The sequence below is a fragment of the Paraburkholderia kirstenboschensis genome (genome assembly GCF_032806925.1).
Lineage (GTDB): Bacteria > Pseudomonadota > Gammaproteobacteria > Burkholderiales > Burkholderiaceae > Paraburkholderia > Paraburkholderia kirstenboschensis.
The window spans coordinates 1,736,548-1,749,644 of the sequence record NZ_CP136513.1; the positions used below are offsets into that span (position 1 = coordinate 1,736,548).

Annotated in this window: 10 protein-coding genes and 1 pseudogene; 3 read left to right on the top strand and 8 right to left on the bottom strand. The window is 64.3% G+C overall.

Going from position 1 to position 13,097, the window contains the following annotated elements; all coding sequences use genetic code 11:
- Nucleotides 1-69 precede the first annotated feature (69 nt).
- Both RW095_RS30395 and RW095_RS30400 read right to left on the bottom strand, forming a co-directional pair.
- The gene (locus tag RW095_RS30395) at nt 70-495 is read right to left on the bottom strand and encodes an ArsR/SmtB family transcription factor (protein WP_317022415.1); all 426 of its coding nucleotides are present in this window, start codon (nt 493-495) and stop codon (nt 70-72) included.
- Between the two features lie 250 nt (nt 496-745).
- A complete protein-coding gene (locus RW095_RS30400; RefSeq protein ID WP_317022416.1) occupies nt 746-2,128 on the bottom strand; it encodes an NCS2 family permease in 1,383 nt (460 codons plus the stop codon).
- Between the two features lie 476 nt (nt 2,129-2,604).
- Here RW095_RS30400 and RW095_RS30405 point away from each other — a divergent pair, with 476 nt between their 5' ends.
- Complete coding sequence (locus RW095_RS30405) at nt 2,605-3,585, top strand: PRC-barrel domain-containing protein (RefSeq protein WP_317022417.1); 981 nt, start codon at nt 2,605-2,607, stop codon at nt 3,583-3,585.
- On the top strand, nt 3,582-4,838 hold the full coding sequence (locus RW095_RS30410; RefSeq protein WP_317022418.1) for an MFS transporter: 1,257 nt from the start codon (nt 3,582-3,584) through the stop codon (nt 4,836-4,838). Before RW095_RS30405 ends, RW095_RS30410 begins: the two co-directional genes overlap by 4 nt.
- 111 nt (nt 4,839-4,949) lie before the next feature.
- Here RW095_RS30410 and RW095_RS30415 read toward each other — a convergent pair whose 3' ends face one another.
- The gene (locus tag RW095_RS30415) at nt 4,950-5,843 is read right to left on the bottom strand and encodes a LysR family transcriptional regulator ArgP (protein WP_317022419.1); all 894 of its coding nucleotides are present in this window, start codon (nt 5,841-5,843) and stop codon (nt 4,950-4,952) included.
- 97 nt (nt 5,844-5,940) lie between these two features.
- Here RW095_RS30415 and RW095_RS30420 point away from each other — a divergent pair, with 97 nt between their 5' ends.
- The gene (locus RW095_RS30420) at nt 5,941-6,561 is read left to right on the top strand and encodes a LysE/ArgO family amino acid transporter (protein ID WP_317022420.1); all 621 of its coding nucleotides are present in this window, start codon (nt 5,941-5,943) and stop codon (nt 6,559-6,561) included.
- 44 nt (nt 6,562-6,605) lie between these two features.
- Here RW095_RS30420 and RW095_RS30425 read toward each other — a convergent pair.
- The 5 genes and pseudogenes from RW095_RS30425 to RW095_RS30445 form a co-directional block, all read right to left on the bottom strand.
- Nucleotides 6,606-7,484: pseudogene (locus tag RW095_RS30425) on the bottom strand (endo alpha-1,4 polygalactosaminidase); the annotation flags it as partial.
- A 14-nt stretch (nt 7,485-7,498) separates the two neighbouring features.
- On the bottom strand, nt 7,499-8,872 hold the full coding sequence (gene pelG / locus RW095_RS30430; protein WP_317022421.1) for an exopolysaccharide Pel transporter PelG: 1,374 nt from the start codon (nt 8,870-8,872) through the stop codon (nt 7,499-7,501).
- Nucleotides 8,872-10,560, bottom strand: coding sequence for a GT4 family glycosyltransferase PelF (gene pelF, locus RW095_RS30435; protein ID WP_317022422.1), 1,689 nt, complete (start codon nt 10,558-10,560; stop codon nt 8,872-8,874). Before pelF ends, pelG begins: the two co-directional genes overlap by 1 nt.
- On the bottom strand, nt 10,557-11,606 hold the full coding sequence (locus tag RW095_RS30440; RefSeq protein ID WP_317022423.1) for a hypothetical protein: 1,050 nt from the start codon (nt 11,604-11,606) through the stop codon (nt 10,557-10,559). Before RW095_RS30440 ends, pelF begins: the two co-directional genes overlap by 4 nt.
- Nucleotides 11,599-13,002: a PelD GGDEF domain-containing protein gene (locus RW095_RS30445; protein WP_317022424.1), complete on the bottom strand. Its 1,404-nt coding sequence runs from the start codon at nt 13,000-13,002 to the stop codon at nt 11,599-11,601. The genes RW095_RS30440 and RW095_RS30445 overlap by 8 nt, the downstream gene beginning before the upstream one ends.
- Nucleotides 13,003-13,097 lie beyond the last annotated feature (95 nt).

Consider the following 13,097-nt stretch of genomic DNA (forward strand, 5'->3'; position numbering starts at 1 on the left):
GTACACGTCAGTAAATACGCGGCATATGCAATTCATCGACGACTCGCGCACAGCAAACCGGCGTGCGCGTCACGAGTCGCGCCTTTTCCTTCGGGACGGCGAAGATTTGCGCGGCCGGGGTGTGGACAGTGCAGCGACGCGGCGAGCCGGCTTTCGCGCGCGCGGCGCTTCGTCTTCCTCGACGAAAGCGGCCAGACGATCGAGCGATTTCGCCCAGAAGCGCTCGTAGCGACCGAGCCACGCCATTGCTTCTTCCATCGGTTCCGCGCAAAGCCGGCACGCGACCGTGCGGCCGTTCTTGCTACGCGTGACGAGGCCGGCCCCCGCGAGAACGTCGAGGTGCTTCATCACCGCCGGCAAGGACATGGCGAACGGCTCGGCAAGCTCACTCACCGACAGTTCGGTTTCGGACAAGCGCGTGAGCAGCGCACGCCGTGTGGGGTCCGACAACGCCGCAAAAGTGCGATCGAGTAACGTTTCATTAAACTTAACCATGAGGTTAAGTTTAGAAGCGAACTCGTGAATGTCAAGGACAGGTACACAGTTCTAGCGGAGCGAGCAGACAACCAGCGCACGCACAGAACAAAAAGAAACGCGCGCGTCGCAGATCGAACATTGCAACGCAGCGCGTCAGGGGAGAACAACCGACTACGGTTCGAACCGCGGCACGCCGGGATACTCCGCCATGCTCGCGTTACGGTAATGAATCGGGGTGCCGCGAGTGCGCCGCCGCATCCTTAGCGAATCAGATCGCCCATCCGCCGAGATAGAACCCGACCAGCACGATCGCAATCGCCACTGTGCCCACGTTCAGCTTGCGGTATTCGCCGCTCACCACGCGGCCGATCACGAGCGTCGCGAAACCGAGCATGATGCCGGTCACGATATTTGCGGTCAGCACGATGAACACCGCGCACATGAGACCCGACATTGCGTCGACCATGTCGTCCATATGCAGCTTGCTGACATTCGACAGCATCAGCAGTCCGACATACATCAGCGCGGGCGCTGTTGCGTACGACGGCACGAGGCTCGCGAGCGGCGAGAAAAACATTACGCCGAGAAACAGCAGGCCGACCACCGCCGCCGCCATGCCGGTCTTCGCGCCCGCGGCCACGCCCACCGTCGATTCGATGTACGCCGCGGCCGGCGCGCCGCCGACCAGGCCCGAGAAAATCGAGCTGATCGAGTCGGCCGTCAGCGCGCGGCCACCGTTGATGATGCGACCGTTTGCATCGAGCTGGCCCGCCTGGCCGGCCACCGCGCGGATCGTCCCCGTGGCGTCGAACACGGCGGTCATCACGAGAGCGAGCACGCTGGGCAACACTGCCATCGACAGCGCGCCCTTGATATCCATCGCACCGATCAGCGACTCGTGCCCCGGCGCGCTCAACGACGGCACGGCGAATACGCCATGAAACGACACGGCCGGATCAACGAGCAGTGCAATTGCCGAAATCCCAACGATCACGATCAGAATCGAGCCGGGCACGCGGCGGCGCACGAGCCCAAAGATCGCGGCGAGCCCCGCGACCGACATCAGCGCAGGCAGTGCGGTGATATTGCCGAGCGAGACCGGCAAACCGGCGCCTGGGTTCTTCACGACGAGACCCACGTCGTTGGCGGCGATCAGCAACAGGAACAGCCCGATGCCGATGCCCGTGCCGTGCGCGATGCCCGTCGGCAGGTTGCGCAGAATCCACGAACGCACGCCCGTCACCGAGATCGCCGTGAACACGACACCCATCAGAAATACCGCGCCGAGCGCGACTGTCGGATGCAAGCCCTTACCCAGCACGAGACCGAACGCCGTGAACGCGGTCAGCGAAATCGCGCAGCCGATCGCGATCGGCAGGCGCGCCCACACACCCATCAGCAATGAACCGAACGCGGTCGTGAGACACACGGCGACGAATACCGCGCTCGTATCGAAGCCCGCTTTACCGAACATGCCCGGCACGACGAACACGGAGTAGACCATCGCGAGGAAGGTCGTGATGCCCGCGACGATTTCCTGACGCTGCGAACTGCCGCGCGAGGAAATTTCGAAGTAGCGGTCGAGAAAGCCCTTTGTGTCGAATGATTCGGCGCCGGCTTCGGAAAGCGGCTGGGCGTGGGGTTCCATCATGATGAGTGCCTCCTTTATCAGCATGCTGAAACGGCTGTCGAAGTGGCCGTCATCAGGTTCGTCTCTTTACGTTGATTTAATGTGCGCCGTGCGCTGTGTGTCTCGTTTCTGTCTCGAAATGTAGGCCAACCCAAATATATCGCCCATCGCATGAATGGCATGCCGGGCATGTCGCGACTCTTATATCGTCCAAGCGACGGCAAGGCGCATCGGCGACCCGCGCGTTAACACCTACGGCTCACCTACGGCTCGTCACGCTTTCTCATCGGCCCATGAAAGCGTTTTGAGAGCTTGGCGGAAGCTGCGAGATGCCCGCCGCGCGCGACGGTTGTACGCGGCGCGGCATGAAGCGTGCTTGGCGCGTACCCGTCACACGGCCCTCAAAAGCGGACCACCCGACGTCGCGGGTTAAACTCTGGGCCGTACTGTCTAATCGCGGCGCTCTACCGCCGCACCGGTCCATGGAGTTTTTCCCGATGAGCGGCGGCTTTTCGCTTCCTGCGTGGCGTCATACGATCCTCGCGGCGTTCGCGCTGCTGGCGCTTCTTGCGCTGTCCGGCTGCAGCAGCCTGCTGTGGGGAACGCAGCAGGCGCCGATCGTCGAAGCCACGGTCATGCCGGTCGAAGCCGCGAGCGCGCCGGTGGCCGCTTCCGCGCCGGAGCCGGTCGAGACCGAAGCCGCCGAGCCCGAGCAGCCGAAGAAGCCGAAGAAGCCCGTCGTCAAACCGCATAAAGTCGAGCCGCCGCCGCCCGTCGTCGTTGCGCCACCGCCACCGCCGCCGCCCCCGCCGCTAGTCGTGCTGCGCACGATCGAGCGCAACGACGCGCATACGCTGCTCGACAGCGAGGTGCAGAAACCGGACGGCAAAGTGGTCGGGCGAGCGGTCGACATGATCGCGGACGCGAGCGGCAAGCCGCGCGAAGTCGTGGTGAATCTGCAAGGTTTCCTCGGGGTCGGCGATCGGAAGGTCAATTTCGCGTGGAACGCGTTCCGCTTCACACCGACCGCGAAAGCCGCGCCGATCACGCTGAATCCGTCGGCGACTCCGGTGAATCCGGCGAAGGCGAACGCCGCGATGCAGTTGCCGGTGATCGACGCGACGGTCGAACGCTCGAACGGGGCGAAGGTGGGCCGCGTGATCGACGTGCTGATCGACGCCAATGCGCAGCCGCAGGCAGTGGTGCTGGACGTCAACGGCATGGTCAGCACGGAGCGGCGCACGATTGCCGCGAACTGGTCGGCGCTACGCTTCGTCGCGAAAGACAAGGAACTGCATCCGCAAATCGATTTGAGCGACGCGCAGATCAATGCGACGCCGCCCTACGCGAACGACAAGCCGATTCGCGCGGTGTCGCCCGCGCCGCCCGCCCAGCCCGCGCCCCCGCCCGCCGCCGCTGCCGCGCCTGCGTCCGGGGCGACAGCCACGGCCGCTTCCAACGCACGGGCGGTCCGATGACAGGCCGCACTCTGGTTACTGCGCGAAGCCTGCGCGCGCTCGATTGGCTGAACTTCTTCGTCGCCAATGTGCAGACGGGTTTTGGACCATTTATCGCGTCATATCTCGCGTCGCATAAGTGGACTCAGGGCGAGATCGGCATGGCGCTGTCGGTCGGTACGATCAGCGCGATGGTGAGCCAGGTGCCGGGCGGCGCCGCCGTCGACGCGTTGCGCAACAAGAAGGGCGCGGCCGCGTGGGCGATCTTCGCGATCATCCTGAGCGCGGTGTTGCTGGCAACGAGTCCGACGGTGCTGCCGGTAATCGCCGCCGAGGTCTTCCACGGCTTCGCCAGTTGCATGCTGACGCCGGCACTGGCGGCGATCTCGTTTGCGCTCGTCGGACGTGCGAATCTCGGCGACCGGCTCGGGCGCAACGCGCGCTGGGCGTCGATCGGCAGCGCTGTCGCGGCCGGGCTGATGGGCGTATTCGGCGAGTACTATTCGCCGCGCGCGGTGTTCTGGCTGACCGCGGGGCTCGCCGTGCCCGCGCTGTTCGCGTTGGCGATGATCCAGCGCACCGACACGATCCAGTTGCCGAAAGCGGCGCCGACGCCGCAACAGACCGAGCGGCGCGAAAGCCTGCGTGAGTTGCTGCGCGACCGGCGCATGCTGCTGTTCGCTGCATGCATCGTGTTGTTCCATCTGTCCAATGCAGCGATGCTCAATCTCGCCGCCGGCGAAGTGACCGCCGGCATGGGCGACAACGTGCAGCTCGTGATCGCTGCGTGCATCATCGTGCCGCAAGCGATCGTCGCGATGATGTCGCCGTGGGTCGGCCGTTCCGCCGAGCGTTGGGGACGCCGGCCGATCCTGCTGCTGGGCTTTTCGGCGTTGCCGATCCGCGCGCTGCTGTTCGCCGGGATCAGCAGCCCCTACCTGCTCGTGCCCGTGCAGATGCTCGACGGTTTGAGCGCCGCCGTGTTCGGTGTGATGCTGCCTCTGATCGCCGCCGACGTGGCCGGCGGCAAGGGTCGCTACAACCTGTGCATCGGCTTGTTCGGGCTCGCGGCCGGCATCGGCGCGACGTTGAGTACGACGGCGGCCGGATTCGTCGCCGATCATTTCGGCAATGGGGTCGCGTTTTTCGGACTCGCCGCCGCGGGTGCGCTGGCTGTCTTGCTGGTGTGGGCGGCGATGCCGGAGACGCGCGATGCGGCAGCGGCGGAAGACAGCGCACCGGTAGCGGACGGCGGTGGGTCGGCGGTCAGGTAAGCCGCGATGGCTCGGCCTGCGGCGCTGTTGCACCGCCGGCGGAGCCAGGCTCTCGAATCAATCGCACTGCCCGCCGTCTTGCACATGCCGGGCCGTCGCGGCGGGGTTCGCTCAATCCAGGAACTCAGCGGCGCGCATGCGCAACACCGCGCTGAAGTCGTCCAGCCAGCCAATCGACAGGCGCCAGCTCTGCCAGTAGAGATCGACGTCGATATGCTTGCCTCGCGCCATTTCCACCAGTTCGCCGCTCGCCAGTTGTGACGCGATCATGCGCTCGGGGCACATGCCCCAGCCGAGACCTGTCACGCACGCGCGCAGAAAGCCGGCGACATGCGGAATCCAGTGCAACGGCGGATCGACCTCTGCTCGCGTGATGCGGCGCATGAAGCGTTTTTGCAACTGGTCCTTAGGATTGAAATCCACGCAGGGCGTGCGCCGCAAACTGTCGCGCGTGACGCCGTCAGCGAAATGACGCGCGTGAAACGCCGGCGAGCAAACTGCGAGATACCGCATGCGGCCAAGACGCGTCGAGCGGCACCCTTGCACCGGCTCCGCTTGCGTGGTCACCGCGCCCTGCACGCTGCCGTCGCGAATCCGCTGCGCGGTGTGATCCTGATCGTCGATCACGAGGTCGAGCAGCATTTGACGCTCGGCGCAAAACGGCGCAACCGCGTCGATGAACCATGTGCCGACGCTGTCGTCGTTTACCGCCACGCGCAGCGTCGGCCATGCTTCAACCAGGCCGCCGGGCAGTGCGGGCACGCGGCCGGTCAATTCGGCTTCGAGCAATTGCACGCGTTCGGTATGACGGCACAGCAACGCACCAGACGTTGTCGCGACGCACGGCTGACCGCGCTTGACGAGCACACTGCCCACACGCTCCTCGAGCAGCTTCACCCGCTGCGATACTGCCGAGGGCGTGACGTTGAGTTCGCTCGCGGCGCGGTCGAACGAGCCATGGCGCACGACGGCCGCGAGTGCGTCGAGCAATGCATAGTCGAGCATTAGCGTTCCTTAATCAGCGTTAGCCAAATTAGCTTCTCTTATGAAGCGTAGAACCGCAGACTAGCCATGTTCGCTTCTCCCGTCTACTGGATCCGCTATGAACTGGCTGTCTTTTTCTCACGGCGCGGCGTTATGTGCGTCGCTGATCGTGACCATCGGCGCGCAGAACGCCTTCGTACTGCGGCAAGGCATCATGCGCTCGCATGTGGGCAAGATCGTCGCGCTGTGCGCGGTGTCGGACTGCATTCTGATTAGCGCGGGCGTCGGCGGCGCTTCGGTGCTGATCGAGCGCTATCCGGTGTTCGTGCATGTCATGCTGTACGTGGGGCTCGCCTATCTCGCGTGGTTCGGCATCAATGCATTGCGCCGCGCAGTGCGGCCCGGGCATGCGGTGATGGACGCCCACGCGAACCGTGGCGCCCAGCCCGCGCAACGCGCGATGCCCATCGTGCTTATGACGCTCGCCTTCACGTGGCTCAACCCGCATGTTTATCTCGACACTTTCCTACTGGTGGGTACCGCTGGCGCACGGGAACCGGAGGGCGCACGCGTCGCGTTCGCCGTCGGTGCGATGGCGGTGAGCTGCGTCTGGTTTATTGGGCTGGGTTACGGCGCGCGTGCGCTTGCGCCGCTGTTTCGCCGGGCAAGCGCATGGCGTGTGCTGGATGGCGCGATCGGCAGCATGGTGTTATTGCTGGCCGTCACTCAGTTGCGTTGAAGCAGACTACCGAAGCCCGATCACTGCCTGGCCGCGCGAGCCGGCCCCACACCGACCGTCTGCAGGCCGCCGTCCGTGACATACGGAACAATGCCCGCAGCGCTGATCTTGTTGACGGTGTCGGCGGCACAGACGCTGTCGGCCGGCGCGCAATAGTCAATTGCGAATACCGGCAGCCGGTATTGCTCGCGAATCGTTTTCGCCTGCCCGAGCAGCCACTCGCGATCGGCCTGCGCGATCTCGGTGTAGCGCTTCCCCGCCTGGTCCCAGCCCCGGTAGAGCGATTCGAATGCGACCGCATACACCAGCGAGTGAACCTGCGGCAATATCTCGAACCCGCGATTGAAAATCAGCCGTGCACGCGGATAGCGCGCCTTGATCGCGCGCACAACGGCAACGAGACCACGCTCCTGCCGCGCCCTGGCCGCGTCCGTTTTTGCGACGATCTGGTAAGAATCCAATGTGTCGAGGAAAAAGCCGCGATAGCCTTTCTTCCACAGCGGAGCGATCACATGCTCGACGTAGAACGCGGGCCAGTCCGCCGGGTCCTGATCGATTACCCTCGCGCCCCACACCGCGTTGTCGCCCAGTTGCCAGGCTTTCGGAATGGCAGCGTAATACGGACGCTGCGGCTCCGCCTCTCCCACGCTCACATAAGCGAACCACGCGGTGCCCGGAGTTTTGTGCTTCAGCGGCTCGAAGCCGCTGTCCGGTTCGACCACGGCGACGTCGAAGTTGCGCAACTGGCTAACCGGCGGCTGCGTGCCATAAAAGAGCGCAACGGATGGCGCAGTTCCCCCGTCGGCCCACGCGCGTTCGTGTGCGATCGACGACAGCAGGCCCACCAGCACGAGACGCGCCGCGCACAGTGCGCGTCGATAAAACGCGCACAGGTCGTGGCGCAGACGTCTTCCGATACTCATCCGCGAATCCCCGCCTAGTTGCGCAGCATGTAAGTCTCGTACTCGAGCGACGCGAATTTGCGGTCGAGCAGAGTCACGGCAGCCATCACGACGAGCAGCAGCGCGAGCGCGAAACCATAGCCGTATAAATCCGGTCCGAGCCAAAGGGTGATGCCCGTGAACAGTGCGTTCAGCACGACGAACGCCGCCGTGAGTTTGAGCACGGCACGGCGTGCGTCGAGATAGAAGAACACATTGAGCAAGCCGAGCAGCAGCACTTGCAGACTGGCCGAGATGACATCCACGATGAGCAGCGGCAAATATAGCGTCGAAATTCCCAGTGCCTCCAGCACAAGGTGCCCGAACGCGAGGATCAACAGCAGCACGACCGTCTGGACCTTCACGATCTCATACAGCCCTGCCCGCACGCTGCCGACCATCATGTCGCGCATGTCGTTGATATGGCGCAGCGTGGCGCCGCTGCGCACCGCGTCGTAGAAGCGGTCGTAGTACTCGACGAAATCCGCCTCGATCCGCACGAGAAAGGTCGCCATGCCCGGCATCACGCATACGTATGCAATGAAGACGGGAATATCGTAGATCACCGACGCATGCAGCGGTCCGATCACGCGCGCGCCGGTGTCCGGCGCGTACCAGAACATGAACTTGTCGATCCAGACGCCAAGGTTGAACAGCAGCCCGACGAGCGCAAGACTCGGATACGCAAAGCGTTTTTGCAGCACCTCGAACGAAATGAAACGTTCGCTGCGGTAGTTGCGATAGATAAGCCCGGAAAGTCCCGCGAGCAACACGATATGACCCGCCACGAAGCCGCCGAGCAGTCCCGGCAGTCCATGACGGTTGAGCATCAGCGCGAACGCGACGGTGCAGCCGTAGCCGAGCGCGAACACATAGAGAATCTGCCGATACTGCTTGACGCTCGACAGAAAGATCACCGCGATCCAGATATTGCTGACGACCACAAAGCCCGCCACCATCAGCAGCCGGTAGATCAGCGGCTCGCCGCGAAAGCCGAATGCGACCGCGATCACGCCGAGCACGCCTGAGGCCGCCGTTGAAATCAGCACGACGCCGTTGTAGTTCGACAGCACGAGGTCGTCGCGCTTTTCGAACAGGCGGTCGGAAATGAAGCGCGTGAACGACAGTTGCAGCGGCCCGGTCAGAATCAGGCTGCACGCAACGAGGTAAGTCACCGACACCTGGAACTGCACGATCGCGTACTTCGGAATCACGAACGCGAGGCTCAACACGCCAATGATCAGGATACCGAAGATCGACAGAATGAGGGGCCCGGAACTGATCAGCCCCGCGTACGCATAGGCGCGCGCGACGCCGAAGAGCGTCTGGTGCTTGAGTATCTTGCGGAGTTCGAAACCGATGCCGGCCATCAGCGCACCTCTTGCGGTTGGGTCCGCGCGTTGCCGTCCGGCGCAACGGCATCTTTGGTCGCATGCCCGGCGCCCGCTGGCGCGCCGTGATGCATCGGGCAGCCGCCGCGTGCGCCGGCCGCGTTGCCGCTCTCGCGACCGTCACGCGTAGGCGCGGCCGTCAGGCGTTCATACAACACGCGGTATTGATCGATCATCTGCTTCTTCGTATAAAAGCGCCGAACCCGCGCGAGGCCCGCCTGCTGCGCCGCGAGCCAGCGCGGTTCGTCGCCGAGCAGATCGAGCACGGCCTGCGCGAATGCTGCCGGATTCGCGATGGGTACGACGCTGCCCGCCGAGCCCAGTGCGCGGTCTTCGTCACCGTAGCCGTCGATCAGTTGACGGCACGAGCCAACGTCCGTCGTGATGGCAGGCACGCCAGCCGCGAAGCCTTCCAGCACGACGAGCGGCAACGCCTCGCTGATCGACGTCAGCGCGATGACGTCCACTTGCGGCAGGATTTCGTCGATGCGCTGGAAGCCGAGAAATTTCACGTTCTTGGCGAGCCCGAGACTTTGCACGAGCGCGCGGCACTCGAGCGCATAGGCTGCGTCTTCTTCCTCCGGCCCGACGATCCAGCCTTCGATATCCGGCATGGTTCGCGATGCGATGAAGAGCGCGCGAATGAAGGTCTTGATGTCCTTGATCGGCACCACGCGGCCAATCAGCGCGACCACGTTGCGCGGCCGTGCGACGCGTTTTTCGACGAGCGGCGCGAGTGCGTCGACGTCCACGCCGTTCGGAATGTTGCGCGTGCACGAAGCGAGCGCGCCGTCTGCGATCTGCCGTTGCCGATTGGTCTCGTACAGAGCGACGATGTCGTCGGCGGCGTCGTAGGCGAGCTTGCCGAGCGCCTCGAAGAAACGCACCCACAGTTCGCGGAAGTAACTGATCTTCGAGATGTCGCGCTCGAATGCGCCGCGGTTGTCGCGTATCCACTGGCTTTGCAGCAGATCGATCTTGCGTTCCTTCGTATAGATGCCGTGTTCCGACACGAGCAGCGGCCGCCCGCTCAGGTAATGCAGCAGCGCGCCGAGAAAACCCGCATAGCCCGTCGACACGGTGTGATACACCTTCGCCGGCGGCACTTGCTCCGCGACGCGCGCAAGCTGCCACAACGGTTTGTGCATGATGCGCACGGTCCAGAAGTAGTCGGTAAACGACGGGTCCGTGCAATACCGGTCGTACTGGTCGACGATAAAGTCCCACGCGGCGCGGCTCGACAGGAACTGCTCCTCGTTGAGCGGCCCGTTGTCGCCGATCAGTTGCACCATGTCGGCCATCAGCGCGCCGGGGTTCGACACCGGGTCCGAACTGCCGCGGTTGCGCCATGCGTCGTGCAATGCGGCCGAGCGCGCGAATGCCTGCGCGTCGCCGGGAATTTCACGCGACGCGTCCTTATCGGCATGCGCCGCTTCGTACAAATAGTGGACTTCGAAATGGACGACGTTATCCGGCAACGCATACGCCGCGCCGTCATAGTCTTCTTCGCGGCTGCCGACGAACACGATCGAAAAGCGCAGCTCCGGATACGAGCGGATCATGTCGTTGACCCAGCTCGACACGCCGCCGCGCACATAGGGGAACGTGCCTTCGAGTAGCAGGCAGACATCGGCGTCCGCGGCGCGGCGCAGCAGTGAGGGTTTCATGTTGACCAGTAACGCGCGACAGGTTTGAGCATGGGCAGCGTCGCGGCATTACCGAGCGACGCCAACAGTTCGGATACGCGTGCAAAATTCCCGCGCAGGAATTCGACTTCGGCAAGCCACGGCACCAGACGCTCGCGTGGAAAGCCGAGCGCCTGGGCACGCGCCATGTAGTCGGCCGCTTCGTCCGCGGCGCTGTTCACGAGCGCGAGGCGGCCGCGAATCATCCATAGCGCGGCGTCGCCGTCGTCGATCTCGAGCGCCGCGCGCGCATGGCGATCGGCTTGTTCGAGCGTGTGCCGGTAGACGGCGCCTTGCACCAGGTTCTGATAGATCAGCTCGAAGTACAGCTCCGCAAGCTGACGATTGATCGCGTGACGCTGATCGTCGGTGCTTGCCGTCTCGAGACTTTGCCCGGTTTGGAAAATGCGCTGCATCACTTCGTTTTCCGCCTGATCCAGCGTGCCGTAAGCGATCAGGCGCACGTCTTCAACCGGGTCCGCAAGCAGCTCGCGCAGCAACGTTCCCGTGGTCCGCGTCGGCATGCTTTGAATCGCGACGAGCGCCGACAGACGATCCGACGCATTCACCTGCATATTGACGATGCGCGCCTGCAAGCGCGCGCCGCCGCCATGCGATACGCGCGACATCAGATGCGTGACGAATTCGGGCGCCGGCACGTCGTCCAGTTCCTCGCCGCTGTGTGAACGCGGGTAGCAGGCTGCCCACGCGCAGCTCACGAGTACGACGAGCCCGCCGAACAGCGGCACGAATGCGCATCCGAGCCACAGCAGCAGCAAGCTCCAGCCGTGCGGCTCGCGATAGTGCTGCGGTAACAGCGCGCGAAACAGGAGCGCCTGCAGCGCACCGCCGGTCAGGTCGATCGCGACGACGGGCAACAGCGGGTCGAACGCGACCTGCCCGTTCGCGATGCGCCAGACCAAAGCGCACTGCACCAGCACGACGAGCACGATGCCGACGAAAGCGGCGACGGCGCGAAGTACGCTCGACGCGCGGCCTATGGATTGAGGGCGCATGGTTTCAGACATCGACGCCGCTGCGCACGAGAAGACGCTTCAATGCCGGACCCGGCTCGCCGCCGAGATGCAGCGTATGCACGCCGATGCGCGCGCCTTCGAGATCGAGATTGAACTGCGCGCGCAGGCTTGCTTCGATCCGCGCAAGATAACCGTCCACGCCGGTCGCATCGGTCGCCGGCATCAGATTGATCAGCACCGACTGCCCCGCGGCCTTGACCGGCCACATCAGATCGAGCGCACGGCGGCGACGCATCACATGCTCGAAGAACGAGTCGCCCTCGTCGTCGTGCGGGAACACCAACGCGACGAGTGACGACGTAATGCCCGCCGCGTGTTCAAGGCGCGTGAGGCGGCTCACGTCGAGCGCGAATTCGTATGGGCAGTCGGGCAACGCATTGAGGATGGTGCGCACCTGCTGCGAGTGTTCGACGCCGTCGGCATAGTAACCGAGCAGCACCAGCAGCAATTGCAGGTTGTCGAAGTTCAGCGACAGGAACGGCATCCGCTTGATCGCCAGCACGGCGATGAGCCGCCCGTCCGCCGAGATCATCGGCGCGCACACGAGCAGGCCCGTGTTCGTGAACGGATGCTCGCCGCTCTTCAGATGGGCGACGGCTTGGGTTTCGAGCGCCCGGGCGACGAGTTCGTCGCGCGGCTCGAGCTCGAACGCATCGCCGATGCGAGCGAGCGCTTCACGCGCGAGCTTGCCGTCGTGCGCGGGATACAGCGCGGCCACTTCGATCTGACATGCCTGCGCGACGAATTCGAGCAGCGCGTGCGCGCCCGGCAGACTGTGCGATGTCACGCCCTTCGCACTATCGAGCCCATGCGCGACCGACAGGCGGCGCAGTTCGGTAATCGAATCGCGCAGCGTGGTCGGCTTCGACAACAGATCTTTTTCGAGCCGCTCGTGCGACAGGCGCATCAGGTAATGGCTATTCGTGATCGCGACAAGCCGGTCGTTCAGGTAGTCGTTCAACGCGTTCGCCCGTTGCGCCCGGTTGCCCCACGTATCGCCGAAGTGACCGGCGACGATGGTCTGCAACAGGCCGCCGGTGAAGAACAGCGTCGGCCATGCGTCGGGGCTGCCGCGCATCAGCACCTGCCATGCGCCGATCAGCATCGCGCAGGCGAGCAAGCCGAGCAGCGTGCCGTAGCGCAGCGCAACGATCAGCGGCGCGAACCATAGCCACGGAAAACCCGCATGCAGCAGGAACGGATCGTTGCGGTCGAGCGCCCAGCTCAACGCGCCGGCCGCCGCAACGAACGCGATCGTCTCGACGATTGAAAACGGCCGCGCCACCGCGGGCGCAACGATGCGCCGCAACGCGCTCAGGTTGCCGAGCGGATTCGAATGGCGCGGCTTCGCCGCACTGGCGGCAGATTGCGCGGTGACGGTATTCACAGCCGACTCCTCATGACATCTCGAGATACGAATGACAGCGTGCTTGCGCAGCGCGCGACGTCACGCCAAACACGACGCAAAACGTGACGCAACGC

Bases quoted from the DNA above. Each gene is read 5' to 3' on its own strand.
- RW095_RS30415 (WP_317022419.1), bottom strand. From the start codon at position 5,843: ATGCTCGACTATGCATTGCTCGACGCACTCGCGGCCGTCGTGCGCCAT.
- RW095_RS30400 (WP_317022416.1), bottom strand. From the start codon at position 2,128: ATGATGGAACCCCACGCCCAGCCGCTTTCCGAAGCCGGCGCCGAATCA.
- RW095_RS30395 (WP_317022415.1), bottom strand. From the start codon at position 495: ATGGTTAAGTTTAATGAAACGTTACTCGATCGCACTTTTGCGGCGTTG.
- pelF (WP_317022422.1), bottom strand. From the start codon at position 10,560: ATGAAACCCTCACTGCTGCGCCGCGCCGCGGACGCCGATGTCTGCCTG.
- RW095_RS30440 (WP_317022423.1), bottom strand. From the start codon at position 11,606: ATGTCTGAAACCATGCGCCCTCAATCCATAGGCCGCGCGTCGAGCGTA.
- RW095_RS30420 (WP_317022420.1), top strand. From the start codon at position 5,941: ATGAACTGGCTGTCTTTTTCTCACGGCGCGGCGTTATGTGCGTCGCTG.
- pelG (WP_317022421.1), bottom strand. From the start codon at position 8,872: ATGGCCGGCATCGGTTTCGAACTCCGCAAGATACTCAAGCACCAGACG.
- RW095_RS30410 (WP_317022418.1), top strand. From the start codon at position 3,582: ATGACAGGCCGCACTCTGGTTACTGCGCGAAGCCTGCGCGCGCTCGAT.
- RW095_RS30405 (WP_317022417.1), top strand. From the start codon at position 2,605: ATGAGCGGCGGCTTTTCGCTTCCTGCGTGGCGTCATACGATCCTCGCG.